Source organism: Chitinophaga rhizophila, from assembly GCF_019492185.1.
Taxonomy (GTDB): Bacteria; Bacteroidota; Bacteroidia; order Chitinophagales; family Chitinophagaceae; genus Chitinophaga; species Chitinophaga rhizophila.
Map to the genome: position 1 here is coordinate 805,788 of NZ_JAICCF010000003.1, position 25,534 is coordinate 831,321.

23 protein-coding genes are annotated in these 25,534 nt (G+C 44.8%); 13 read left to right on the plus strand and 10 right to left on the minus strand.

Annotated elements, in window-relative coordinates; all coding sequences use genetic code 11:
- Nucleotides 1-139: 139 nt before the first annotated feature.
- The 5 genes from K1Y79_RS17820 (at nucleotide 140) to recA (ending at nucleotide 4,849) form a co-directional block, all read left to right on the plus strand.
- Complete coding sequence (locus K1Y79_RS17820) at nucleotides 140-571, plus strand: hypothetical protein (RefSeq protein ID WP_220251517.1); 432 nt, start codon at nucleotides 140-142, stop codon at nucleotides 569-571.
- A gap of 52 nt (nucleotides 572-623) precedes the next feature.
- Nucleotides 624-1,286: a ribonuclease HII gene (locus K1Y79_RS17825; RefSeq protein WP_220251518.1), complete on the plus strand. Its 663-nt coding sequence runs from the start codon at nucleotides 624-626 to the stop codon at nucleotides 1,284-1,286.
- Nucleotides 1,287-1,332: 46 nt separating this feature from the next.
- Entirely contained in the window at nucleotides 1,333-2,823 is a 1,491-nt protein-coding gene (gene rpoN, locus K1Y79_RS17830; RefSeq protein WP_220251519.1) for an RNA polymerase factor sigma-54, read from the plus strand.
- A 45-nt stretch (nucleotides 2,824-2,868) separates the two neighbouring features.
- Complete coding sequence (locus tag K1Y79_RS17835; protein WP_220251520.1) at nucleotides 2,869-3,561, plus strand: hypothetical protein; 693 nt, start codon at nucleotides 2,869-2,871, stop codon at nucleotides 3,559-3,561.
- Nucleotides 3,562-3,838: 277 nt separating this feature from the next.
- A complete protein-coding gene (recA, locus tag K1Y79_RS17840) occupies nucleotides 3,839-4,849 on the plus strand; it encodes a recombinase RecA (protein WP_220251521.1) in 1,011 nt (336 codons plus the stop codon).
- Between the two features lie 497 nt (nucleotides 4,850-5,346).
- On the opposite strand, the gene K1Y79_RS17845 is transcribed toward recA, so the two are convergent.
- The 8 genes from K1Y79_RS17845 to rlmD all read right to left on the minus strand — a co-directional run bounded on the left by K1Y79_RS17845 (nucleotide 5,347) and on the right by rlmD (nucleotide 14,067).
- Nucleotides 5,347-5,964 (minus strand): DNA-3-methyladenine glycosylase family protein, encoded by a 618-nt coding sequence (locus K1Y79_RS17845; protein WP_220251522.1) that lies wholly within the window; start codon nucleotides 5,962-5,964, stop codon nucleotides 5,347-5,349.
- Between the two features lie 93 nt (nucleotides 5,965-6,057).
- Nucleotides 6,058-7,035, minus strand: coding sequence for a M28 family peptidase (locus tag K1Y79_RS17850; protein ID WP_220251523.1), 978 nt, complete (start codon nucleotides 7,033-7,035; stop codon nucleotides 6,058-6,060).
- A gap of 40 nt (nucleotides 7,036-7,075) precedes the next feature.
- On the minus strand, nucleotides 7,076-8,575 hold the full coding sequence (gene cysS / locus K1Y79_RS17855) for a cysteine--tRNA ligase (RefSeq protein WP_220251524.1): 1,500 nt from the start codon (nucleotides 8,573-8,575) through the stop codon (nucleotides 7,076-7,078).
- Between the two features lie 77 nt (nucleotides 8,576-8,652).
- Complete coding sequence (locus K1Y79_RS17860; protein ID WP_220251525.1) at nucleotides 8,653-9,726, minus strand: endonuclease/exonuclease/phosphatase family protein; 1,074 nt, start codon at nucleotides 9,724-9,726, stop codon at nucleotides 8,653-8,655.
- 93 nt (nucleotides 9,727-9,819) lie between these two features.
- Entirely contained in the window at nucleotides 9,820-10,929 is a 1,110-nt protein-coding gene (locus tag K1Y79_RS17865) for an endonuclease/exonuclease/phosphatase family protein (protein WP_220251526.1), read from the minus strand.
- Between the two features lie 100 nt (nucleotides 10,930-11,029).
- Entirely contained in the window at nucleotides 11,030-11,782 is a 753-nt protein-coding gene (locus K1Y79_RS17870; protein WP_220251527.1) for a rhomboid family intramembrane serine protease, read from the minus strand.
- Nucleotides 11,783-11,801: 19 nt separating this feature from the next.
- Nucleotides 11,802-12,635 (minus strand): rhomboid family intramembrane serine protease, encoded by an 834-nt coding sequence (locus tag K1Y79_RS17875; RefSeq protein ID WP_220251528.1) that lies wholly within the window; start codon nucleotides 12,633-12,635, stop codon nucleotides 11,802-11,804.
- A gap of 13 nt (nucleotides 12,636-12,648) precedes the next feature.
- Complete coding sequence (gene rlmD, locus K1Y79_RS17880) at nucleotides 12,649-14,067, minus strand: 23S rRNA (uracil(1939)-C(5))-methyltransferase RlmD (protein WP_220251529.1); 1,419 nt, start codon at nucleotides 14,065-14,067, stop codon at nucleotides 12,649-12,651.
- A gap of 81 nt (nucleotides 14,068-14,148) precedes the next feature.
- Here rlmD and K1Y79_RS17885 point away from each other — a divergent pair, with 81 nt between their 5' ends.
- The 4 genes from K1Y79_RS17885 to K1Y79_RS17900 all read left to right on the plus strand — a co-directional run bounded on the left by K1Y79_RS17885 (nucleotide 14,149) and on the right by K1Y79_RS17900 (nucleotide 18,348).
- Entirely contained in the window at nucleotides 14,149-15,552 is a 1,404-nt protein-coding gene (locus K1Y79_RS17885; RefSeq protein ID WP_220251530.1) for a redoxin domain-containing protein, read from the plus strand.
- 408 nt (nucleotides 15,553-15,960) lie between these two features.
- Complete coding sequence (locus tag K1Y79_RS17890) at nucleotides 15,961-16,659, plus strand: porin family protein (RefSeq protein WP_220251531.1); 699 nt, start codon at nucleotides 15,961-15,963, stop codon at nucleotides 16,657-16,659.
- A 125-nt stretch (nucleotides 16,660-16,784) separates the two neighbouring features.
- The gene (locus K1Y79_RS17895) at nucleotides 16,785-17,414 is read left to right on the plus strand and encodes a porin family protein (protein ID WP_220251532.1); all 630 of its coding nucleotides are present in this window, start codon (nucleotides 16,785-16,787) and stop codon (nucleotides 17,412-17,414) included.
- A 232-nt stretch (nucleotides 17,415-17,646) separates the two neighbouring features.
- Complete coding sequence (locus K1Y79_RS17900) at nucleotides 17,647-18,348, plus strand: outer membrane beta-barrel protein (protein ID WP_220251533.1); 702 nt, start codon at nucleotides 17,647-17,649, stop codon at nucleotides 18,346-18,348.
- Between the two features lie 279 nt (nucleotides 18,349-18,627).
- Here the strand turns inward: K1Y79_RS17900 and K1Y79_RS17905 are convergent, their stop codons facing one another.
- Nucleotides 18,628-19,581 carry a methylenetetrahydrofolate reductase gene (locus K1Y79_RS17905; protein ID WP_220251534.1) on the minus strand — a complete coding sequence of 318 codons (954 nt, stop codon included), beginning with the start codon at nucleotides 19,579-19,581 and terminating at the stop codon, nucleotides 18,628-18,630.
- A gap of 212 nt (nucleotides 19,582-19,793) precedes the next feature.
- Here K1Y79_RS17905 and lptB point away from each other — a divergent pair, with 212 nt between their 5' ends.
- The 3 genes from lptB to fabG are packed head-to-tail and all read left to right on the plus strand — an operon-like array spanning nucleotide 19,794 to nucleotide 22,903.
- Nucleotides 19,794-20,558, plus strand: coding sequence for an LPS export ABC transporter ATP-binding protein (gene lptB, locus K1Y79_RS17910; protein ID WP_220251535.1), 765 nt, complete (start codon nucleotides 19,794-19,796; stop codon nucleotides 20,556-20,558).
- 23 nt (nucleotides 20,559-20,581) lie between these two features.
- Complete coding sequence (locus tag K1Y79_RS17915) at nucleotides 20,582-22,114, plus strand: GH3 auxin-responsive promoter family protein (RefSeq protein WP_220251536.1); 1,533 nt, start codon at nucleotides 20,582-20,584, stop codon at nucleotides 22,112-22,114.
- A 39-nt stretch (nucleotides 22,115-22,153) separates the two neighbouring features.
- On the plus strand, nucleotides 22,154-22,903 hold the full coding sequence (gene fabG, locus K1Y79_RS17920) for a 3-oxoacyl-[acyl-carrier-protein] reductase (RefSeq protein WP_220251537.1): 750 nt from the start codon (nucleotides 22,154-22,156) through the stop codon (nucleotides 22,901-22,903).
- Between the two features lie 78 nt (nucleotides 22,904-22,981).
- On the opposite strand, the gene K1Y79_RS17925 is transcribed toward fabG, so the two are convergent.
- Nucleotides 22,982-23,872 carry an SMP-30/gluconolactonase/LRE family protein gene (locus K1Y79_RS17925; protein ID WP_220251538.1) on the minus strand — a complete coding sequence of 297 codons (891 nt, stop codon included), beginning with the start codon at nucleotides 23,870-23,872 and terminating at the stop codon, nucleotides 22,982-22,984.
- 184 nt (nucleotides 23,873-24,056) lie between these two features.
- Between K1Y79_RS17925 and K1Y79_RS17930 the strand changes: the two genes are divergently transcribed.
- Nucleotides 24,057-25,529 (plus strand): hypothetical protein, encoded by a 1,473-nt coding sequence (locus K1Y79_RS17930; protein WP_220251539.1) that lies wholly within the window; start codon nucleotides 24,057-24,059, stop codon nucleotides 25,527-25,529.
- The last annotated feature ends 5 nt before the right edge of the window (nucleotides 25,530-25,534 follow it).

Consider the following 25,534-nt stretch of genomic DNA (forward strand, 5'->3'; position numbering starts at 1 on the left):
AACCTAGGTAATTTTTCAATATGCGCCATGTAGTGTGTGGTAAACGGTCGGAGCGGCCCCAATAATTCTGGAATGGCATTTGCAAATGGACCTAGTTGACGCGTACTTAACACAAAAAGCTCACTCTAAAAGCCTACTTATGAAAAAGATGCTGTTCCTGTTAACTGTGGCGGCTTTCATGGCCTGTGAACAGACAACAACACAGGAAGAAAAGAAAGAGGAACTGAAAGAAGGTGTAGAAAAAATTAGACAGGATGTCAGGGAAACCGCCGCAGATACCAGAGAATATATGGATGCCCAGCGCGACGAACTGCGTAAAGACCTGGAAGAACGTAAACGGGAAATTGATGAAAAAATGGAGGAGCTGAAGAAAGACGGCTCTGAAAAAAGCCAGAAAGCCCGGGTAAAACTGGCCGGTTTAAGAGACCGGATTGACGTAAAACTATCTGACCTGAAAAATACCAGTGCTGATGCCTGGGACAGTACCCGGAAAGATATTGATACACTCAGGAAAAAGTCGGATGAGGAGTGGAGGGAGTTTAAAGCGGACTTCAAAGAATTATTCCGATAGGGATAAGAATTGAAATTCCCTACCTTTACCACAATAATCATACTAAAAAGCCTTGTTACGTTCATATCACCAAAAAGATATCGCATTTGAGGCCGGCTGCGACGAAGCCGGAAGAGGTTGCCTTGCGGGGCCTGTATTTGCAGCAGCGGTGATATTACCGCCCAGATTCAGGCACAAACTGTTAAACGATTCCAAGCAGCTGAAGGCTGTAGACAGGGATAAGTTACGGGAGGTAGTGGAGAAGGAAGCGATTGCCTATGCGGTGGCCAGTGTTGATAACGTGGAGATTGACAAAATCAACATTCTGAAAGCGTCTTTCAAAGCGATGCATCTGGCATTGGAACAACTAAGGCAGCAACCTGGTTATATATTGGTAGATGGAAACCGCTTTGTGCCCTATGGAACAGTCCCTCATGCCTGCATTGTCAAAGGGGACGGCATTTATGCCTCTATAGCAGCAGCTTCCATTCTGGCTAAGACATACCGAGACGAGTATATGCATAAACTGCATGAGGAATATCCACATTTCGGCTGGCTGGAAAATAAAGGCTATCCTACACAGTACCATCGTGATGCGATACGTGCCCATGGAGATACGCCCTATCACCGGAAATCATTCAGATTGCTGCCCGATCAGCTGGAACTGGACTTTAATGCCCCTGTAGCGGAATATACGGTTGTGAAGGTAGTTTCCCCACAGGAAACGCGAGATTAGATAAAAACTATTGTTTATTATTTTTGCCCTTGGATAGGATCAGACTATGTTAAAGCAGACACAACAGCAGAAGCTATTACAGAAATTGTCGCCGCAGCAGATTCAGCTGATGAAACTGCTCCAGGTGCCCACGGCTGTTCTTGAAGAGAGAATCAAGGAAGAGCTGGAGGAAAACCCTGCCCTGGAATATGGGGAAGATGCGCACGAAGACGAATTTAAGGACCCACAGGAAGAATACAGCGGCGATGACGACGGTGATGATGAGTTTGAGCCTGATGGAAGTGAGAATGAATATGATAATATTGACATTTCCGAATACGTAAGTGAAGGAGATGATGACATCGCTGACTATAAGCTCAGGGATGACAACTATCCTGATCAGGATGAAAATAAGACCATTCCTGTCAGGGTGGAAACTTCTTTTCATGAGCACCTGCTCGAGCAATTGGGCATGTTGGAACTGGATGAGCGGCAGAATGCAATTGCCGAGCAGATCATAGGCAGCATTGACGATGACGGATATCTTCGCAGAGAAGTGACCGCTATCGTGGATGACCTGTCATTTTCCCAGAATGTGGCGACAGACGAGGATGAAATTAAAGAACTGATTCGCATGATTCAGGAATTTGATCCGCCGGGAATCTGTGCAACAGATCTGAAAGAATGCCTGTTATTGCAGTTGAAACGTAAACCGCAGGATGATCCGGGCGTGTTGGGCGCATACCTGATACTGGAGAATTACTTTGACGAATTTACGAAGAAGCACTACGAGAAGATCCAGAAAGGGTTGAATATGAATGACGAAGTGCTGAAAGAGGCAATTAGTCAGATTATCAGGCTTACGCCAAAACCGGGTGGCAATTTTGCCACGCTGAATAAGGCGGAGAGCTATGTAGTGCCGGATTTCTTTATTCTGAATAATAACGGTAAACTGGAGCTGACGCTGAACTCTAAAAATGCACCGGACCTGCGTATATCGGAAGGATACCGGGACATGCTGAAGGAGTACGACAGAGGGGATAAGAAGGATAAACGCCAGAAAGAGGCCGTGTTGTTTATCAAGCAGAAGATTGATGCAGCGAAGTGGTTTATTGATGCTATCAAGCAGCGTCAACATACCCTGTTATCTACCATGGAGTCTATTATGGGATATCAGCGGGAGTTTTTCCTTACCGGGGATGAAACTACTATGCGTCCGATGATCCTGAAAGATATTGCGGATATTACTCAACTGGATATTTCTACTGTAAGCCGAGTGGCGAATAGTAAGTATGTACAGACAGAGTTCGGTACCTTTAAGCTGAAATTCTTTTTCAGTGAGTCATTGTCAACAGATAGTGGGGAAGAGGTATCTACCCGTGAGGTGAAGAAGATCCTTTCAGACCTGATAGAGGGAGAAAATAAGCGTAAACCACTGAGCGACGAAAACCTGACCAAGATGCTGCAGGACAAGGGGTATAACATTGCCCGCCGTACTGTGGCGAAATACCGTGAGCAGTTAAATATTCCGGTAGCGAGGTTAAGGAAGGAGCTTTAATGAATGGGGCGTCCGTTCCGCCTTAAATGAGACGGAAATCTGTGAATGGAACAAGTTACTATACCCACAACTGATAATTCCCGGCAGGAGAAGCCGGTGTTTTCAAATGCTTTACGCAGTATTGCGGAGGCTATTTCGTATGCGTCACATCCGCTGTTTCTGCCGTTTCTGGTAACGGTATTTTTGGTGAATGCATTGCCTGAGTACTTTGTATGGTTTAAGGAGGATAGTATTCGCTATCCGTTTGACCTGTTGTATATCAGGGTATTGTTTACGACCCTGTTTCTGCCTGTTTTTGTGGTAATGCTTTGCAGGGCGCTGGGTTTTGTTACGTCTTTCCAATTGCGGTCACAGAAGGACCGCATTATTCCTTATATAGCCTGCACTATTTTCTATTTCTGGACTTATTTTGCCTTCAAACGTCAGGGCGTAGCGCCACCTTTCTTTAATGCATTCTTTCTAGGAGTATTTATTGCCATTGTCATGGGCATGGTAGCGAATACTTATGTGAAGATCAGTATGCATACGATAGGTTGGGGCGGCGTGTTAGGTTTTCTGCTGATGCTGATGCTGGGTATGAACATGAACATCAGTCTGGTACTGATGGTATGTATGTTGATGGCTGGTATTGTAGCAACAGCGCGTCTGATTCTGGGCGCGCATACGCCGGCAGAGGTCTATATCGGTTTCGCGATGGGGATATTGGCACAGCTGATCGCATATGCAATTGTAGGATAATCACGGTTTCAAAAAATCTTTTTTTGCTACGCACATCCAGTGCGTAAAGCCGTGTCATCTTTGTAGTGTTATTTGAACATTGACATTGATATATGCATCTGTTGTGCGTTAGCCCCTAAATTTATTATTTATAACAATAACAATAAGCGTGACAGGTTGATCCTATTTACTACACTATTTAGCATTGTATGGCCAAAATGCTAAAATTTTTAGGATAATAGGAAATTAGATCATAACTTAGCACACACCGTTAAATTTGCAAAAAACACTAACTAATATGTCTACAGCCAATACTGACAAACTCAAGGCGCTTCGCCTTACGATGGACAAGATTGAGAAAGATTTCGGAAAGGGATCTGTGATGATGATGGGTGAGAAAGGCACAGAACCGATGGAGGTAATATCAACCGGTTCTCTGGGTCTGGATATTGCGCTTGGTATCGGTGGCTTCCCTAAAGGAAGGATCATCGAGATATATGGACCAGAATCTTCCGGTAAAACTACCGTTGCTATTCATACAATTGCAGAAGCCCAGAAAAAGGGTGGTATCTGCGCAATCATAGATGCGGAGCACGCATTTGACAGTGCTTATGCTCAGCGACTGGGCGTAGATGTGGATGCATTGCTGATTTCCCAGCCAGACCATGGTGAGCAGGCGCTGGAAATCGCTGACCGTCTGATCCTTTCAGGTGCAGTTGACGTGGTGGTAATTGACTCCGTTGCGGCGCTGGTGCCAAAAGGTGAGCTGGAAGGTGAAATGGGAGAAAGCAAAATGGGTTTACAGGCTCGTCTGATGTCTCAGGCACTGCGTAAACTGACTGCCACCATATCAAAAACAAATTGCTGCTGCATATTTATTAACCAGCTGCGTGAAAAGATCGGAGTGATGTTTGGTAATCCGGAGACTACAACCGGTGGTAACGCGCTCAAATTCTACGCTTCTGTACGTCTGGACATCCGTCGTATGACACAGCTGAAAGATGGCGATGAAGCTGTTGGTAACCGCGTTAAAGTAAAAGTAGTTAAAAACAAAGTTGCACCTCCCTTCCGCCAGGCTGAATTCGATATCATCTTCGGACTTGGTATTTCCAAGATGGGTGAGATTATCGATATGGGTGTTGAATACGGCGTTATTCAGAAAAGCGGCAGCTGGTTCAGTTATGAATCAAACAAGCTGGGCCAGGGCCGCGATGCCGTGAAACAGTTATTGAATGACAACCCTGAGGTAGCTATAGAAATAGAAGGAAAGATCAAAGCGAAGTTGGCTGAACAACAGGCATCCGCTTAAGCTTCTTTATCAGAGAAAGTTTTCATATCAGTGACCGTAACAGGTCACTGATAATATACACCAGTACCGCAGCTGATAAATACTGGTATTGCAGGTAGTACTGACTGGTACCGCAGGTAATATACACAGGTACCGCAAAAAATACACACTAGAAAATAAGTATCATTTATGCAGTATTAAATGATTATTGAGATAGCACTAATGTTGTTATCCTGGTGTTCCTATGCTGTTATCCAAACGGCGTTACAGCTGAGTGCTGTTTGACAATGTGCAGTCCTAAATAATGTGATAGATAAGGTCAAACAGACAGCTACAACCGGTAGCATGCCTCAATAAGGCCGCTGCCAATTACAGTTAATAAGTTGTTTTAGTTTTAGATATAAGCATTGGGTTAGTTAGTATTAACGTACATCCCTGCCTTTTCCAGGCGGGGATTAACTTTTTATATACTGTATATCCCGGCAGTTCCTTTTCTGCTCATGTCGGGCACATTTGCGCTATTCCTGTTTAGTATCTTTCCACGCCCATAGATACCTGCTTGCATAGGACCGGTAGGGAGCCCATTTCTTTGACAGCTTTAGCAGCTTTTCCCTGAAAGCTTTCTTATCCGTATTATCCAATTTATATAACCTCATCATGGCCTGTTGTAACCCCAGGTCATCAACCGCAAACACGTCTTCCCGGCACAGGTCAAACATCAGCAACATTTCAACCGTCCAGCGGCCAACACCCTTGATCTGCGTAAGGTATCTGATCACTTCTTCATCATCCATCTTAATAAGCTTCTTATCTGTCAGTTTTTCGTCTACTGTAAAGCGTGCCACATTGTGCACATAACCCACTTTCGCATTGGATAATCCGATACTGCGTAGCGTAGCGGCAGGTGTATCCAGGATTTGTTGGGCAGTAGGTTGTTTGCCATCGTATAGGGCAAGGAAACGGGTATAAATAACAGTGGCAACTTTTACGCTTAACTGCTGACTCATAATAGAGCCAATCAGCTTAAGCGCTATATTCTTTTGTATAGCGAGGGTCGGTAATGGGTTTGTCATAATGCCCGCCAGCTTCTTGTCTTTACTGAGGTGTAACAGGTGAGGTTCGGGTGATTGTCTCATACAATAGGATTAAACGAAAAATGCTCCTGGTACGGCAATGTATCAAATTTTGCCTGACCAGGAGCATTCTCCTTAAGGTTCTTCCGGTAATATTTAGTACTCGAAAGGTTGCCTGTATATAACTTCCAGGAGCGTCTGACCTACCACTTGTAAAGTGCGTTTGTCAATTACACTCATGTTATCATTGGTAGTATGCCAGTGAGGAACGAAGTTTCCGTTCTGTTGCAGCGCAATGATGTCAAATGTTGGGATATGCGCCATTGTATTCACATACACGTGATCGTCAGTGATGCTGGTACCGATATTCTCATAGCGGAAGTAGTCAGAGTAACCGAGGCGGTTGGCTACATCCCAGAACATCTTCATCGGTCCGTAAGCATATTGCTGAGAACCACCTTCCATAAAGAAGCGAGATCCTCTTCCGCCTACCATGTCCAGCAGGATGCCATAGTTAGCTTTGTAGCCCCTTATATGTGGGTTTTTAGCCCAGTACTGCGTACCCAGGCAATAGCTGTTTTCTTCTTCACTTACGCCATAATCTTCCACGTCAGTCAGCAGAATATCGATACCGGCAGTAGGCTTCTGCGCATGCAGCTGACGCGCTACTTCGAGTAATACGCCTACGCCGCTTGCTCCGTCGTCAGCGCCGTCCAGCTGTTTAGTTCTGTTAAAGGCATCCTGATCGGCCGTAGGGCGTGTATCCCAGTGGGAGAGCAGCAGGATACGCTGCGTTGCTGCCGGATTAAAGGCTGCTATGATATTTATACAAGGCAGTGACACATTCTTAGGACCAATTACAGTAGTACGTTGTATGTATACAGTATCGGCAAGTGGCTTCAGCTGAGCGATAAGCCAGGCGGCACATTTCTCCTGAGCCGGCGTCTTTGGTATACGCGGACCGAAGCTTACCTGTTTAGCGGTATAATTGTAAGCACTGTCAGCCTGAAACACAGGCACATTCACGTTCTGGACGGTGGTCTTCGGCGTGCTGGACTCTTCCGGCTGATTGGTTTTTGTTGATGGCTGACAGGCACTTATGCAAAGTGCAACACCTGCAGCTATAGCTAGCATTTTATACATATTAACAAATGGCTGTTTGGTCATAATGGCGTTACTGTATGGAGTAGGTCATACTACCATCTTTCTCGTCTTTCAATTGAATACCTACTGCTAACAGCTGGTTGCGGATTTTATCAGAGGCAGCATAATCTTTGCGGCTCTTCGCTTCTTTACGCATTTCCATCAGCAGCTTTATCACACCATCCAGTTTACTGTCGTCTGTTATCAAGGTTTCCGGTTCCAGGCCCAGTATTTCAATCAGGTATGTCTTCCAGGTTTTCTGCAGGAGGGCAAATGTGTCTTCGCTGATTTCATGCATTTTCACCTGACCACCCTTGATAGAGTTGATAACCGGAGTTAGCTCGAACAGGTTAGCCAGCACTTTGGCAGTATTGAAGTCATCGTTGATGAACTCCTGGCATTCTTCACACAACTGTCTTACTTGTTTGTCCAGCTCTTCATTCAGTGGCTGGCCGTCGTTGGTGTAGGTCAGTTTTTGTAACAGTTCGTAAGCTGCCCAAAGGCGTTGCAGGCCTTTTTCAGCAGCTTGCAGGGCCTCGTTAGAGAAATCCAGCGTACTACGGTAGTGGGTCTGTAAGATGAAGAAACGGATGGTCATCGGGCTGTAGGCTTTTTCCAGCAGGTGGTGGTTGCCGGAGAAGAGTTCCGTCAGCTTAATGGTATTGTTATAGGCCTTACCCATTTTACGGCCATTGATCGTAATCATGTTGTTGTGCATCCAGTAGCGGGCCATCAGTTCACCATGTGCAATTTCGCTTTGAGCGATCTCACATTCGTGGTGAGGGAACTGCAGGTCCATACCGCCGCCATGGATATCAAACTGTTTACCAAGGTATTTGCTACTCATGGCAGAACATTCGATATGCCATCCCGGGAAGCCTTCTCCCCATGGACTAGGCCAGCGCATAATATGTTCCGGAGGTGCATTTTTCCACAGGGCAAAGTCTACATTGTTGATCTTTTCGTCCTGGTTTTCCAGTTCGCGGTTGGATGCATCTAGCATATCTTCCAGCACACGTCCGCTGAGTATGCCATAGTCATGCGACTCAGCATATTTCTTTACATCAAAATATACAGAGCCGTTTCTTTCGTAGGCATAGCCTTTTTCGATGATCGTTTTGATCATTTCGATCTGCTCAACAATGTGTCCCGTAGCAGTAGGTTCTATACTTGGCTCCAGGCAATTAAAGCGCAGGAATGCCCAATGAAAGAGGTTAGTATATTTTTGAACCAGTTCCATAGGCTCCAGCTTTTCCAGCTGGGCGCGTTTGGCAATTTTATCTTCTGCTTCACGGCCTTCTTCTTCAAAGTGACCTGCGTCTGTGATGTTCCTTACATAGCGGACTTTGTACCCCAGGGACTGGAGATATCTGTATACTACGTCAAACGTGATATAAGGTCGGGCGTGGCCAAGGTGCGACTCACCAGAAACGGTTGGGCCGCATACATACATACCAACATGTCCGGGATAGAGAGATGTGAATACTTCCTTTTGCCGATGTAGCGAATTGTATATTTTAAGCTCAGACATATCAGATATTTTCAGAGAGTGTAAGCTACTCTTAGTTTGTTTGGATTGCAAAGATAGTTATTGTTTTGTGAGTGGCCTTACCGTACAGCACTAAGATTGGCTATTACCGGGTAGTGGTCAGAGAGGCCAGAGTTGATCTTGCGGTATGAGTTGACTTTGAATGTTTTATCCGCAAATATATAGTCTATCCGCAGGGTAGGTGCCAGGCCGGCATAGGTCCTGCCGATGCCACTGCCTTTTTGCAGGAAAGCGTCCTGCAGGTTACCCCGGATAGTAAAATAGGTGTATGATGCGGGGGTATCATTAAAGTCTCCACATACGATAACCGGGTATGGGCTGGTGCTGATAAATGAAGCCACAATATCCGCCTGTTTACTGCGGCCGACATAGGCGTCGCGCATTTTGTCAACAATATTGCGGGTAGCTACCAGCCCCGTATCTTCCTGTTTCTTAATTTTCTCAATAGAGCGGTAATCCCTTTCGTTGAACCGGTAGGAGGCCAGGTGCATATTAACAATACGGATAGTGTCGCTGCCTTTCAGGATATCCACATAGATCAGGCTTTCACTGCGCGGACCGATGGACATTTTCAGTTTGTCTGACTTGATAATAGGGTAGCGGGAATAGATAATAGAACCCCAGTGCTGCATACCATCACGGTTGAAGTCACTAGAGAAAAACCGGTAGGGCAGTTTCATTTCGCGGGATATATCTTCCCTGTTATTGAAATCGTTCTTTTTCTCGGATGTATAGAAGTCCTGCATACAAACGATATCCAGCTCCTGCTTTTTGATCAGGGCAAACATTGCCTCGCGGTTATATTTGCTGTCTTTCTCACGGTACAGGCCGAACTGGGCAACGTTATAGCTCATGACATTGAGGCTGCCTGGCGGATCAGCAAACTGTCTTCCGGCAGTAGGATAGTTGAATGCTATAAAAGCGGAAATAGATTTCCAGCCTATAACTATGGGTAGCATAGGTAGCAGGCAGTACTTGTAGTCAAACAACAGCCAGCAAATGAAGAATAACACCAATGCCAGCAGTAATAACGGGAACAACAGTGTGATAAAACTAATAGGCCACCATCGCTCAGGAGATACATATGGTGCCAGGCAAGCCACCATGAACAGCAGGACGACAATGGTGTTCACCGTTAAAAAGAAACCTTTTGTGAATAACCTCAGAAATCTCAACGCCTATCGCTTTTAGGTTAAAGATAGGAGAAATGATGAACTCATGCATGATTATAATGATAAGCTGGTCATGACCGGCACATGTTGAAAACCCTCTTTATAGAACGTATTGTAGCTACGAATCTTTATGGGTCGCTGTGCAAGGATGTAGTCAATCCGCAGCGTAGGAGCCAGGAAAGAAAGTGTACGGCCAATACCGCGTCCTTTGTGCAAAAATGCGTCCTGCATATTCATGCTGATCGTATTATAGGTATACGAAACAGGAGTATCATTAAAATCGCCGCAGACGATCACCTTGTAAGGACTTTGGGTAATAAGGCCGGCCAGCTGTTGCGATTGGGCAGCCCGTTTATGAATAGTATGTTTCATTTTAGCTGCCAGTGAGCGGATAGCAGAAAAAGAGCCATTTCCCTTTTCCAGCAGGTCGTAATCGCGGCCTTTAAACATATAGGACTTGAGCTGTACTGTAATCACCCGCACCGTGTCTCCGGCTACTAACAGATCGGCCTGTAGAAAGCTGCTACCGCTGCCGGCTGAGCTATAGCCACAAGGTATCCTGCTGGCCCTCAGTATGGGGAGCCGGGAAAAGAGAATGATGCCATATTGCCAATAATCCCAGTGGCCCATATCGTTGGTAAAGAAGTGATATGGATAATGCAGGGTATTTCTGATGGAATCAATATGATTAGTGAAACCAGGACCTTTATTGGTATAAAATTCCTGCATGCAGAGAATATCCGGCGAGGCTTCCTGTAGCATCTGATAGATAGCTCCCTGAAGGAAAGGGTTTTCCTGGTAGTCGTCCAGCCCCATATTACTGGCATTAAAAGTCATGAGGGTGAACTGCTTATCTGTTTTGCCTTCCGGCAGTGGCGTGCTGCGCAGGTTAGTACCTATGCTGGTATACAGCGCATTGAGCGAAAATAGGATGCCTGCCAAAGATATGAAGGCATACCGCCTCCTGTTTTTGAGTACTAGCCAAAGGATGAGGAAGGCCAGATTGATACCCCAGCAAATGAGAAAGGTCAGGCCGGCGAAGCCGCTGAGCCAGTATTGTTGCGGATTGAGGTAGGGTAACCAGGCAGAAAGCAACAGACTGATGGTAATCAGCACGTTGCCGAATATGAGCAATCGGGGTAAGAATTTGGAGACAAACAGCACAATATAGGGGTTTGTCTAAAAATAGCTATAAATGCGGGAAACAAAAAGCCCTCCGGAGTATATTACGCTGGAGGGCTGGTAAGTTATAAATATCTATGTCCTATTTGACCACGTGCAGGTGGGATTTAGGATGAAACATGTGCGTGATGCGGTAAACGACCTTGTTGAAGCCTGCGCCAAGGTCATTGCCTTTTTTCCATTGCTGCATGTAGAAGAAGCCGGTAAGACCGCCACCGATCAGGGCAGGTACCGTGGTCAGGTCATGGCTGTTAACAATGTGCGTAACAACGTTAACAATCAGGAATACCAGGGTGATGATCCAGAAGGGGATAGGCAAGTTAGGCAGCAGCCTATAGCCAGGGGCTACCACTGTTGCACCTATAGCCATTGCCATTATACTAGCGGATGCACCAGTCATGGTGGCATATGGCTGTAACGCCTGGAAGGCCGGTATGAAATGCATGCCGAGCATATAGCAAACAGCGCCTACAACGCCACTCAGTAAATACAGGGGCAGGATGCGATCACGGCCTGCATGATTTTGCAGCATAGTACCAAAGCAGGTCAGCCATATCATGTTGCTGGTGATCAGCCAGAAGCTGTCATGTGTAAACATGCTGCTGAAGAGCGTCCATGGATTTTTAAGCAGTCCGTCAAATGTTGAAGGCAGCAGTACATGTGAGAGTACGTCGCCTTTGAACCTTGCCGGCGGATTACCTTCAATGCCATAGATAATTTCAGTAAAAAACAACAGAATGAATACGGTAATATTGATCAGCAGCAGCTGTGTAACCATATTCTTTTCTTCTCCCAGGGATAGCGGAGTTTTATTTCTTTCCTCAACGTACATCATGTCACAATATCTTTTTAGTTTAATAAAAATGACCGCGGTTTTTTCTGTTCCACAGCTTGAGCAGCAGGTAGCTAAAGAGTACCCCGCCAAGGTGGGCAAAGTGCGCTACATTGTCGCCGGCAGAGTTCTGGATACCTGATATCAGTTCCAGTACTATGAGAAAGCCGACAAAGTATTTTGCTTTAAGCGGAAACAGGAAGTAAAGGTAAATGAGATTATTGGGAAACAGGTATCCGAATGCGAACAGCAGGCCGAATACAGCGCCGGAAGCACCTAGCGTTGCTGAATCAGGATAATCCTGGGCGAATTGGCTGATGAATGCCCGGGCCGCGTTGACAGCATCCGGATGTTCAGGAGCAGAATAGAACAGGTTTCTGATACCATCAGCCATAAAGCGGCCTGAGTCCAGGTCATAGCGGTCGTCCAGTATGCGGAAGTTAGCCAGTGATGGCGTATTCAGGAACTGTTGTGCATCGTGTGCCAGCCGTACATTCTCATATGTTAGTACCCCCATATGGCAGAATGCAGCGCCAAGGCCGCAGACCATATAGAATATCAGGAAACGTTTAGGACCCCAGACATTTTCCAGAGTAGCGCCAAACATCCAGAGGGTGAACATATTCATGAACAGATGCCCGAGGGTAGCATGCATGAACAGATGGGTGACTAGCTGGTGAGGTTTGAAGAGATCCGACCCCCAGTAATGCAATGCGAATGTATCTTCTATAAACCTCGGATTACCGAGAAATCCTCCAAGCGTATTTTGTGCTAGGAACACCAATCCATTGATGATCAGTAGGTTTTTGATCACCATAGGAAGTATCTCAAATCTGCCGGGCCTAAATTCGCTCATTTCTACCTATTCTTTAATGATTAATTCTTTTCTCCAATAATACCACATTCTCAATATGATGAGTGTGGGGGAACATATCCACTGGTTGTATCCTTTTCACACTATACATTACATCCAGCAGCGCCAGGTCTCTTGCCTGGGTAGCAGGGTTACAGCTTACGTAAACTATACGGGGAGCAGCGATTTCCAGCAGCTTGTTCACCAGTTTTTCGTGCATACCTGCCCTGGGTGGGTCAGTGATGACTACATCCGGTTGCCCGTGATGGGCAAAGAAAGCGTCGTTACAGATATCAACTACATCTCCGGCAAAGAATTGCGCATTGTTCACATTATTGCGGGCGGCATTTTCAATCGCATCGTCAATTGCCTCTTTTATCAGCTCAATTCCCACAACTTTACCTGCCTGCCGGGATACAAAAATACCAATACTGCCTGTACCACAATATAGGTCATAAACAATTTCTGTTCCTGTTAATCCTGCAAATTCTCTGGTAACCTGGTACAATGCCTCACCCTGGTAGGTATTAGTCTGAAAAAAGGACTTCGGACCTATTTTAAAGGTGAAGTCTTCCAGTTTTTCCTCCACGTAACCTTTACCAAAATAGGTTTTCGGTTCCAGGTCAAAGATGGTATCATTCAGCTTAGGATTGATTGTATACAATACGGAAGTGATGCCAGGTACAGTAGCCAGGAGGTGATCCAGCAGGGCCTCTCTGTCTTTTTTGTTTTCGTGATGAATAACAAGATTGACCATTACTTCGCCAGTAGTACAGATCCTGATGACCAGGTTACGCAGCCAGCCTTCTTTAGCACGGATATCGTAAAAAGAGAGGTTATTAGCCAGCGCATAGGCACGAATGGTGTTGCGGATTGCGTTCACCGGTTCTGCCTGCAAGTAACAGGTATTGATGTCCAGTACTTTATCAAACAGCTTAGGAACGTGGAAACCAAGGGCGTTTTTACGGGCTATATTGCCGTCTTCATCCAGTTCCATCTCGTCCGCCGGAAGATATGCCTTGTTACTGAAGGTAAATTCAAGCTTATTGCGGTAGTGAGTAATATACCGGGAGCCCATAATAGGCTGCATAGGCGGAAGCTCCAGTTTACCGATACGCTGGAGGTTGTCGGCGACCTGTTGTTGTTTATATGCAAGTTGCTGTTCATATGGCAGCATCTGCCACTTACAGCCTCCACAGTTACCGAAATGTTCACAGAAGGGCTCTACGCGGTCAGCGGAATAAGAGTGGAAATGAACAGCTTTACCTTCAGCCCAGTCTTTTTTGTTCTTGCCAAGGCGAACGTCCACAACATCGCCGGGAACTACGCCCCCTTCTATAAAGATCACTTTGCCGTCAATCCGGGCCAGTGCTTTTCCCTCTGCGGCATAAGCGCTTACAGGGACTTTTTCAAGAATAACATTTTTTTTCCTCACGGGTGCAAAGGTAGGATTTTAGCTGATCACTGATTTTTGAAATTCCCTTTTCCTTGCTACTTTTACAGGAACCGATATCCTATGCGTAAACTGATGATATTACTGGCCTGTATTTTATGCCATTGGCAGTTACAGGCACAGGGCTACGAGCTTACCTTCCAGTTAAAACAATACACAGGAGGGCAACTTGCGCTCGCTCATTATATGGGGAAAAGCTTTTACATGGCTGATTCCGCACAGATCAATGCACAGGGCATGGCGGTTATGAAGAACAAAGAAGCTTTGCCCGGCGGGATCTATATTGTATTGCTACCCGGTAGACAGCGTTACTTTGAGATGCTGCTGGATAATAAAGATCAGCAGTTTTCTATCTCAATAGACACGACAGATCTTATCAATAAGACTGTTTTCAAGACTTCCAAAGAAAACGAGATCTTCCAGTCATATAATAAATTTCTGCAAAAAGAGGTTGCTATTCCTGATAAGCAACTCAGCACCCTGTTTACTAAACGCACAGCAGCAGACAGTGCAACTGCCCGGACTATGCAGCAGGAACTGGGTAAAAAGCTACAGAACTTCCGTAATGGTATAGTGGTTAACCATCCTAAAAGCCTGTTGTCCAGTATATTCAGGGCTATGAAAGAACCTGAAGTGCCGGCCATACCTGCAGGAGAAGACTCAACCTTCCCTTACCGGTACTACAAGGCGCACTATTGGGATAGTATTGACCTTACTGACGGCAGGTTGGTAAGAACAGACATTATCGATAAAAAGCTGAACAGATACTTTACCCAGCTGGTAGCTATGGATCCGGATTCCATTATTGTGGAAGCTGACAAGATCATTGCAAAAACCAGGAAAGATAAAGAGATGTTCAAGTTTGTGGTGTGGTGGCTGACATATACCTACGAAACTTCCAAGTACATGGGCATGGACGCTGTATTCGTGCACATGGTTGAGAAGTATTACGTATCAGGAGATGCTTACTGGCTGAAAGAAGAACAACTGAATAAAATCATTTCAAGGGCATACTCTATGGCCCCTAACCTGATAGGACAACAGGCCCCCCCGCTGGAGGTAAAAGATTCCTCATTGAAACCTGTATCACTCTATACTACGAAAGGAAAATATACCGTCCTGGTTTTCTGGGACCCCACCTGTGGGCACTGTAAGGTTGAATTGCCCCGACTTGATTCTGCCTATAACGCAAGTTGGAAAAATAAGGGGGTAACAATGATCGGTTTTAAAACCGAAGGTACCCAGGAAGAATGGAAAAACTTCATCAAAGAACACCACATGAAAGGCTGGATACATGCCTGGGATCCGGATGCACAAAGTAACTTCAGACGCCTATACGACGTATACAGTACTCCGGTAGTATATCTCCTGGATGAAAAGAAAAAGATTCTTGCCAAAAGACTAGGTGTTGACCAGTTAAGCGAGTTTCTTGAAAAGGTAGAAATGAGGAGCAGCGCCAAAAACTAAATATCATTTATTGTAAAGTAGCTATTGACGTGCGGCAGATGGCTTGCATGAATGTGCAACGTGTGCAATAGTGTGGAATTATGCGGTATGATATGGTGTGGATGTGTGTTGAAAATCTTCAGCGTAGAAGTACTGTGTAGATGTATTTCGTATACTAATATTGTGGAGGAGAAGTGACGATTTTTACCATGTATATAGTATGGTTTATTCTTGTGAAGTACTACGTGAACTGATCAAGCTTCATAGATTACTATCAATGATCGATGTGAATGGTTGGTTCGCGCATGCTTTAGAGATATAGTTTTTATTTTATGTTGTAACTCACTTACTTGCAGTCAGATAAGGTTGCTGCATATACCTTTGGCATAGTCTTTGGAATTTCGTAGTCAAAATCAAAACTCTACGGTTATGACTAAGAAGATTATCCTTTCGTTTGCTGCCCTGGCAATTTCTTTTGGAGCGATGTCTCAGGTGCGGGTAGGTATTAAAGGTGGCTGGAACCTCTCCACTATTTCAGTTGACAATGACGGTGATGTAGACAAAGATCAGTCATTATCAGGTTATCACATTGGTGCTATCGTTGACTTCCCATTGGTGCCAAAGATCCTGTCTTTCCAACCAGGAGTATTTTACACCACAAAAGGTGCAAAGCTGGAATCAGGTGATAAGGACAACAGCACAACAGCACCTTATGTCAAATACACAACCAGACCTCAGTACATTGAAGTTCCTTTGAACTTTATCGGTAAGATTCCTGTGGGTACAAACTCCCGTCTGTTTGCAGGTGTGGGTCCATACTTCGCGTTTGGTGTTGCCGGTAAAAATAAGGTAAGCTCTACACTGGCAGGTGTTACTACCAGTACAGACTCGAATATCAAATGGGATGACGATACCCCATTTAACGATGGCGATCCTGACAGAGGTTTAAACAAATACAAAAGATTTGATTGGGGTGGTAACCTGCAGGTAGGTGCTGAAATTCACAACTTCCTGATTTCTGCACAGTATGGTCTTGGTTTAGGTAAGATCAACTCCGGTGGTGATGATAGCAGAAACGAGAAAAACAAGAACCGTGTATTTGCAGTATCTGTAGGTTATTTGTTCTAATCTGGAATTTATGTTTAAAACAGGGCATAAACAGGCCATGCTCCACTAATAACAACAATAGCTATGAAAAAGGTATAGTATCCGCAATGCCTGTTGGATACTATACCGAAAATTAAAACACCTATATGAAAAAGGTATTATTATCTGTTGCTGCACTGATGATTGCAGGTATTACTTTCGGCCAGACAAAATTCGGTATTGTGGCAGGTCCAAACTTCTCTAGTGCAACCGTAAAAGGAGCTAATGATAGCAAGGAAACCGGTGACCTCCTGGTAGGTGTAAGGGCTGGTTTCACCGCTGATCTGCAGCTCGCTGACGAATTTTACATTGGTACCGGTCTGCTATACGCTGGTAAAGGAACCAAGCATAAAGACAACAACAATTTCAAAACTACCCTGTCTTACCTGCAGGTACCTGTTAACTTCCTGTTCAAACCAGAAGTTGGTTCAGGTAAATTGAATCTGGGTGTAGGCCCATACTTAGCTTATGGTGTAGCAGGTAAACACAAAGGTACACTTGATTTGCCAGGCGGTAACATCAATAGCGAGCTTAAAGCATTTGATGATGAAGCAGAGCTGTGGCAGCTGAAACGCTTTGACGCAGGCTTAGGTGTAGTAATTGGCTACGAAATGGCCCAGGGTTTATATTTCGGCCTGAATGCTGATCTGGGTCTGATAAACGCTTATAATAATACTGACAATGACCGTAGCTGGAGAAACACCTCCTTCGGTGTGTCTTTAGGTTATAAATTCTAAGGCAAGCAATATTTATCGGAAGGTCCCCTTCGCCGCTGGCGGAGGGGACTTTTTCTTTGTATAATCCCCGGGTTTAAATTTTTGATATGAAAACAAAAATTTAAAACCAATAAGTGTACAATTACGTTATTTTTATGCCCGTATTTCATTCGGGATAATTCCCGCATTGTTGCCCTAGATTACCCTATGAAGAAGGACAATACCGCACACATTACAACACAACATGTAACGCATGATGAAAACTTTTACACTTATCTCTTTAGTGTTTCTAGCATCCCTTTCACCGCTGCATGCACAGGTGAGTATAGGTATCAGAGGTGGTTATACCTTATCCGCAACGCAGATTAAAAATGCGCAGGGATATAAGAGTAACAGCATTGGTACCAGTAGCCAGTTAAAAAATCTGCATGCAGACCTGATGATTAATGTACCCGTGTACAAAGCCATTTATTTTCAGCCCCTGGTAAGGTACATTACCAAGGGTGCCTATCTTCGCCCGCTGCCTACCAAACCAGGCACACTTGTGGAATCAGCCAATCAGCTGACATTACGTTACCTGGAAGTGCCCATGAACCTGGTAGTTAAGTTTCCCCTGCGAATGGGTAAAATCGTAGCAGGTATGGGCCCTTATGTAGCATATGGTCTGGGTGGTTCTTATGACCTGGATCTGATGTACAATGGCGACGTACTCAGTACTAATTCCCACAGTGTGAAATTCAATTACAAAGACAGAGGTATTGCGCCGGGCACCCAGTTAAACAGGTTTGATGCCGGCGCTAATATCAGTCTGGGCATTGAGTTCAACAATACGATGGTATTGGGGGCAAATTTAAGCAGGGGGTTCGCCAATCTGGACCGTACCTCTTCTGCGAAGATTACCAATAGTTATTTTTCTGTCAGCCTGGGTTTCCTGTTTGACAGAGAAGACTACTAAAAGCACATACAAACGCGTTATTGTCAAGGGAGTTCCTGTCCGGGGACTCCCTAAATTTTTTTTAGGGGGTTATAGGGGTGCGGCCCCTGGCATCCGTCTTAGAGGTAACAATCCCATAGAAGTATCTATATACAGACAAAACAAAAAGTGTGACAGTTATTCGGACATGCCACGACGTTTCCACGTGTTGGCATTTTAATCAGTAAAAACGGTTACCATCTAATAAAAAGCGGTCTCGTCTTAGACGGGACCGCTTCATTTATAGCACATTATATAAGATTATACCACCGCTGATACTGCTTTGCGTATTACCTGAGGCTTGCCTAAGGTGTAGTAATGCAGTACTGGTACACCAAATGCTTTCAGCTCTCTGGACTGCTGGATCAGCCACTCAGTACCAACTTCTTCAACTTCCTTATCCGTCTTACACTTAATAATCTCATTAGCCAGATCCAGCGGAATATCCACATGAAAGGTACGTGGCAGCACCGTAAGCTGCTTACGCGTTGTGATAGGCTTCAGTCCTGGAATGATGGGTACTGTAATGCCTGCCTCGCGGCATTTACCAACAAAGTCAATAAATTTCTGATTATCGAAGAACATCTGGGTAACAATATAATCAGCGCCATTTTCCACCTTCTTTTTCAGATAGGTCATGTCGGTCTGCATGTTCGGTGCTTCAAAGTGCTTCTCAGGGTAACCGGCCACTCCGATACAGAACTTGGTTTTTACACCGCCCTGCAGGTCTTCTTCCAGATAAATACCATTATTCATGTGGACCACCTGTTGCAGCAGTTCATCCGCAAATCGGTGACCATTAGGCTCAGGTTCAAAAAATGTTTCATTCTTTGGAGCATCTCCACGTAATACCAGCACATTGTCTACCCCAAGGAAATTCAGGTCTATCAGCGCGTTTTCTGTTTCCTCCCTGGTAAAGCCTCCGCAGATCAGATGGGGTACTGCGTCAACATTGTAATGGTTCATCAGCGCGGCACATATTGCTACTGTACCAGGGCGCTTACGGATCTCTACCTTCTCGAAAGAACCGTCTGCACGCTTTTTGAACATATGCTCACTTCTGTGATAAGTTACATTGATGAACGCTGGCTTAAATTCCATCAAAGGATCCAGGTGATCATATATTGACTCAATACTTTTACCTTTAAGAGGTGGCAGAATCTCAAAAGAGATCAGGGTATCTTTCGCCTGCGCGATGTGTTCTGTAACTTTCATGGTAAAATAGAAGTGGGCTTAAGTTAGTGACGGGCAAAAATAAGACATCTGTCAGTATTATCATCTGTTTTTTGACGAAAAGACCGAATATTTTAATAGATTGTACTCTGTTTTATAGATAAAATTCCAGCGGGAAGACAGAAAGTACGTGAGTGCCAACAGTTAACCGTTGAATGCTAAATGAAAAGTGTATTTTTGCTAAGTTTGAACATATGGCATTAAAAATACATACAGATCAGCTGGTAAAGCGCTATGGTAACAGAACCGTAGCCAACCATGTATCTGTAGAAGTGACACAAGGGGAGATCGTAGGTTTACTTGGACCTAACGGTGCCGGTAAGACAACCACATTCTACATGGTAGTGGGCCTTATCAAGCCCGATGAAGGACAGGTATACCTGGACGAGATCAATATCACCAAACTGCCAATGTATAAAAGGGCCAAGATGGGGATCGGTTATCTGCCACAGGAGGCTTCCGTATTTCGTAAGCTGAGCGTGGAAGATAATATTTCCGCTATACTGGAGATGACGGGACTAAAGAAAGCAGCGCAGAAAGAAAAGCTCGAAAGCCTGCTCGAAGAATTTCGGCTTACCCACGTACGTAAAAGCCCAGGTGATGTATTGAGTGGCGGAGAACGCAGGCGTACCGAAATAGCCCGTGCTCTTGCGGTAGATCCTAAGTTTATCCTCCTGGACGAACCATTCGCGGGTATTGATCCTATTGCCGTAGAAGACATACAGTCAATTGTTGCCCGCCTCAAATACAAAAACATCGGGATCCTCATAACAGACCATAACGTACAGGAAACACTTTCCATCACCGACCGGGCCTACCTGCTTTTTGAAGGTAAAATCCTGAAAGCCGGTACTGCGGAAGAGTTGGCCGAAGACGAACAGGTTAGAAAAGTGTATCTTGGCCAGAATTTCATTTTACGTCGTAAAAATTACCTGGACGAAGCAGCTAAGCAACAATAAACTACTACGTTCCTGATCCTATTATGAGAATATTAAGTCCTGCAATATCACAGTTGGCGCGTCTGCGCATGGGGCGTATAGAATACTTCATGCAATACCCCGTGCAGGTGCAGCAACAGGTGTTCCAGAACCTTATCAGTGCCGCTCAGTATACTGAGTTCGGCAAGCAGTACGGCTTTTCAGACATTTATAAGATAGAGGAATTTAAGCAGCGGGTACCCATTCATAATTATGATACCCTCAAGCCCTACATCCAGCGTCTGATGGAAGGACAACAGAATATTCTGTGGAACACGCCAATCAAATGGTTTGCTAAATCCAGCGGTACGACCGCCGATAAAAGCAAATTCATACCCGTATCTGTAGAAAGCCTGGACGAATGCCACTACCGCGCCGGTCGCGACGTACTATCACTCTACTATAATAACTTTCCAGACTCCCGCCTGCTGACAGGAAAAGCCCTCGTCATCGGTGGTAGCCACCAGGTTAATAAACTCGACGCAGAAAGTGATTCCTACTTTGGTGACCTCAGTGCCGTAATGCTGCAAAACATGCCATTCTACGGTAACATGATGCGTACTCCAGATCTTTCCATCGCCCTCATGGACGAATGGGAAGAGAAAATAGAGCGTATGGCAAATGTTGTCATACACGAAAACGTTACCTCTATTGCTGGTGTACCCACCTGGACACTCGTCCTCATCAAACGTATCTTCGAGATCACCGGGAAAGATAATCTGGCGGATGTATGGCCTAATCTGGAACTCTATATGCACGGTGGCGTTAGCTTTACCCCATACCGTGAACAGTTTAAAAAACTGATCCGTAAGCCGGATATGTACTACCAGGAAACCTACAATGCCTCCGAAGGTTTCTTCGCCGCACAGGATATTGTCGGACAGGAAGGCCTGCTCTTATTCCTTAATCATGGCATCTTCTATGAATTTATGCCTATGGAGGAATATGGTAAGGAATCCCCACAGACACTACAGCTCCAGGACGTAGAAATGGGTAAAAACTACGCACTCATAATAAGCACCAACGGTGGGCTGTGGCGCTACCTCGTAGGCGATACCATTCAGTTCACTTCCCTGGCTCCCTACAGAGTTAGAGTAAGCGGTCGTACTAAATCCTTCATCAATGCATTCGGTGAAGAACTGATTGTTGAGAACTCAGATATCGCCATAGCAAAAGCATGTGAAGTAACAGGCGCTGTTATGAATGATTATACTGCTGCTCCAATCTACTTCAGCGATAACGAAGCCGGCGGACATGAATGGTTACTGGACTTTGATAAAGCTCCTGAAAATATCAATCAGTTCATCGACATACTCGATACTACTCTCAAAGCCATCAACTCAGACTACGAAGCCAAAAGGCATAAAGATATGGCCCTCCGCCGCCCGGTTGTACATGTACTGCCTAAAGGTACCTTTACCGAATGGCTAAAAAGTAAAGGCAAACTCGGAGGACAGCATAAAGTGCCCCGTCTCAATAACGAACGGCAACATGTAGAAGAAATCCTTAAATTCACCGGTATCACCGGGAAAATCTAACCTGATTCAATTATTTAAACTAACAACTATTACGTCTATATGAAATTACTGGAGAACAAAGTAGCTATTGTAACAGGCGCCAGCAGAGGTATAGGTGAAGCTATTGCAATCAAATTTGCAGAAGAAGGTGCACACGTTGCATTCACATATCTCAGCTCTGACGAGAAAGCCAAAGCGCTGGAACAAAAGTTACAGGCAATGGGTGTAAAGGCTAAAGCCTATAAATCCAATGCCGGTGTTTACGAAGAAACCGAAGCGCTGGTAAACGACGTGCTGAAAGAATTTGGTAGCATCGATATCTGCGTGAACAACGCTGGTATTTCTAAAGATAATCTGTTACTGCGTATGAGCCCAGACCAATGGGACGATGTAATGGATATTAACCTGAAAAGTGTATATAACATGACTAAACAGGTTATTCGCCCCATGATGAAAGCAAAGACAGGTTCTATCATAAACATGAGCTCTATCATAGGTATGAAAGGTAACGCCGGTCAGAGTAGCTATGCTGCTTCTAAAGCGGGTATCATCGGTTTCACCAAATCCATCGCTGCAGAACTGGGTAGCCGCAACATCCGTGTAAATGCGGTAGCTCCGGGCTTTGTGGAAACTGATATGACCCACTACCTGAAAGATGGTGATGGCGCTAAGTCTTACATGGAGAAAATTCCTTTAGGCCGTTTCGGTAGCCCTGAAGATATCGCTAACGTATGCGTATTCCTTGCTTCCGGTATGAGTAACTACGTAACCGGTCAGGTAATCAGCGCCTGCGGTGGTCTCAATATGTAAGTTCGACCAACAATAACTAACTATAATAAAGCAGATCGGGCGTTTCATTTGAAACGCCCGATCTGCTTTTATCTTCAGCTATCTGCCCTTGCCAGGTACTTCCACCCGGAACATCTCCATACATTTCCTGTCCTGTAACGTTACAAAAACGGTCTTCCCATCCTTGCCTCCGAAAGTCAGGTTACTGCAATGTTTGCCCTTCAGCGGAATCTCCCTGATCTCTTTGCCTTCAGGAGATAAAACCACAATAGTGCCTTTTCCCCAGCGGGCAATATATAGGTTGCCGGCTCTGTCGCATTTCATGCCATCAAAACCATGATCGGGGAAAGATGCAAAAAGTGTCTTATTACTGATATTGCCATCTTTATCCACATCGTACTTCCAGACATTGCGCTGCACACTCTCATTGACATACAGCGTTCCTTCATCCGGACTAAGCTCTATCCCGTTTGTCGTACCCATATTGGCTTCCAGCAGTACTGCCTTACCACCTTTGTCTATCCGCCATAACTGACCGCCTGAGTTTTTCCAGTCAGGATCTGATGCAAATAGCTGATCCTTTTTATTGATACAGAGATCGTTAGGCTGGAACATCTTATCAGAATGCACATATACACTCACCTTACGGGTTTTCATGTTGACTTCCAACACATTATGACCCTTGAAATCGGGCAGATACATGTTGCCATGACTGTTAAACCGGATACTATTGGCAACACTGCTGTCAGGCAATGTGACAAATACCTCTCCACTGCCATCCCTGGTATTGATCTTACCAATAGTCCCATCTTTCTGAAAATTTACCACATACAGATTGCCTGCTTTGTCTACATTCGGCCCCTCAATATTGACAGAGAACATGTTCTCTTTCGTAAGATCCTGCGCCTGATATAATTCCGTGGATTTTTGCTGGGCTATCACCGTGGAACCGGTAGCCATGGCCAGCAATAAGCAGATCTGCTGTTTCATTATAACATATTTACGTTGAAGTCTTAAGTTAAGAAAGATTACTGGTAATCAATGCATATGCCTTACTACACGTCAAATACCGACACCGGGACTCAGGTTCAAAAATTTGGTAATCAAACTATTAATATATTAGAGAAGTACTTATATATTTGTAGCGTTATTAGTCCTGTGTAAATGTCCTATTATGTTCAGAGCTATACCTATTGTGTGCCTCATATGGCTGACCTTCAACTCATCGTGTAACAATAGTCCGAAACCCGCTGTTGTTAAAGAAACTAAAAGTATTAACATAGGGCCTATTGTACCGGATAGCGTCATGCAATTCTATGACTTCATCAATGGGCTGGCACAATTGAAACTGCCCTATCCGAATGCTTATGAACTGAAAGAGGTAAAAGATTATGCACATTACCTGGGGAATGTAACCTATCAGCAGGTAAAGGCAGGACGCTTCTCCACAACAAATGGTATTACGCCAGTCATCTATGAATGTGAGATCAGTAACTATGAAAAACGCACCTGGTTGGTCATGTACAATGATAACGCGCAGGAAGTGTCCAGGTTACAGATAGCCGCTGATGTACGCCCTGCGCCTGGACAGGCAGATGCCGACAGGTCAACTGCTGTAAAAGATACTACCTCGACACAGTTTACCAGCCAGTGGTATGCTATCAGTCAGGATTCACTGATAGAAGTTAAGGGTCGCCATTCTACCTATGTTGCAACCAGTCAGCAGGTAAGTACAACCATCCACTTTTATAGAATAGGTGCAACCGGTGAGATAAAGGAAGTGTCACGCGAGAAGGAATCTTTTGAAACATATGCCGGCCATTTCCCGGAAAAGAAATTACCAGCCACTATAGATACGGTTAATATCCTTGAGCTGACGGCCATCTCTCACCAGACGCCTTACTACGATTTCAGGTCAGAAAGCCAGGACCCGCTGTATGCAATGGCTCGACTGGAAATTCCCGGTAGGGCTACCGCATTATTGTACGCCAGAGATACGATCTACCTGGACGAAGGGCTGAACTATCCGGAAGTAAAACTGATTACCTATAAGAAAGACAAGGAAGTAGACAAAATGGTCATCTACGGAGGTACACTGGGAGATCATAAGGAAACAGTATACCGCAAGTGTACGGTGGAGAAGGATGCCAGTATTAACTTGCAGGAGGAAGATAATAGGGTAGTAGACAAAAACTTCCGATTCAGGACCGTCTATAATATGCAATACGAGATTTTGCCAGGAGGAAAGATCGTGGGGCGTCAGGCTACATCTATCGTACACAGCTCAAAACTGTACAACGAGAAGGCACTGATGAAATACTTTAAGGCAAAGCGTAGTGGTCATCATTATATTTCGTTGTTCAACATACGTGCAAAAGCCAACATACTTGTCGGCTTACATGCATTCACTAAAGGGGAGGAGAGCTTTCTTGAGTTTGTTACAGTAAATAAGGACAACAAAATTATTGACAGGCATACAGTATACGATCATCTCAAGAAACAGAAGACTGCAGATATCAAGGCTAAGAAGATGGAAAATACAGAAGCGGACTATAATGACAGGAGAGGCCGGCTGACATGCGACGCTATTATCAAACTGACAGGCAGGGAACTGCACATTACACCGGGTGGTAAGTTTGTGAAATAGTTTTC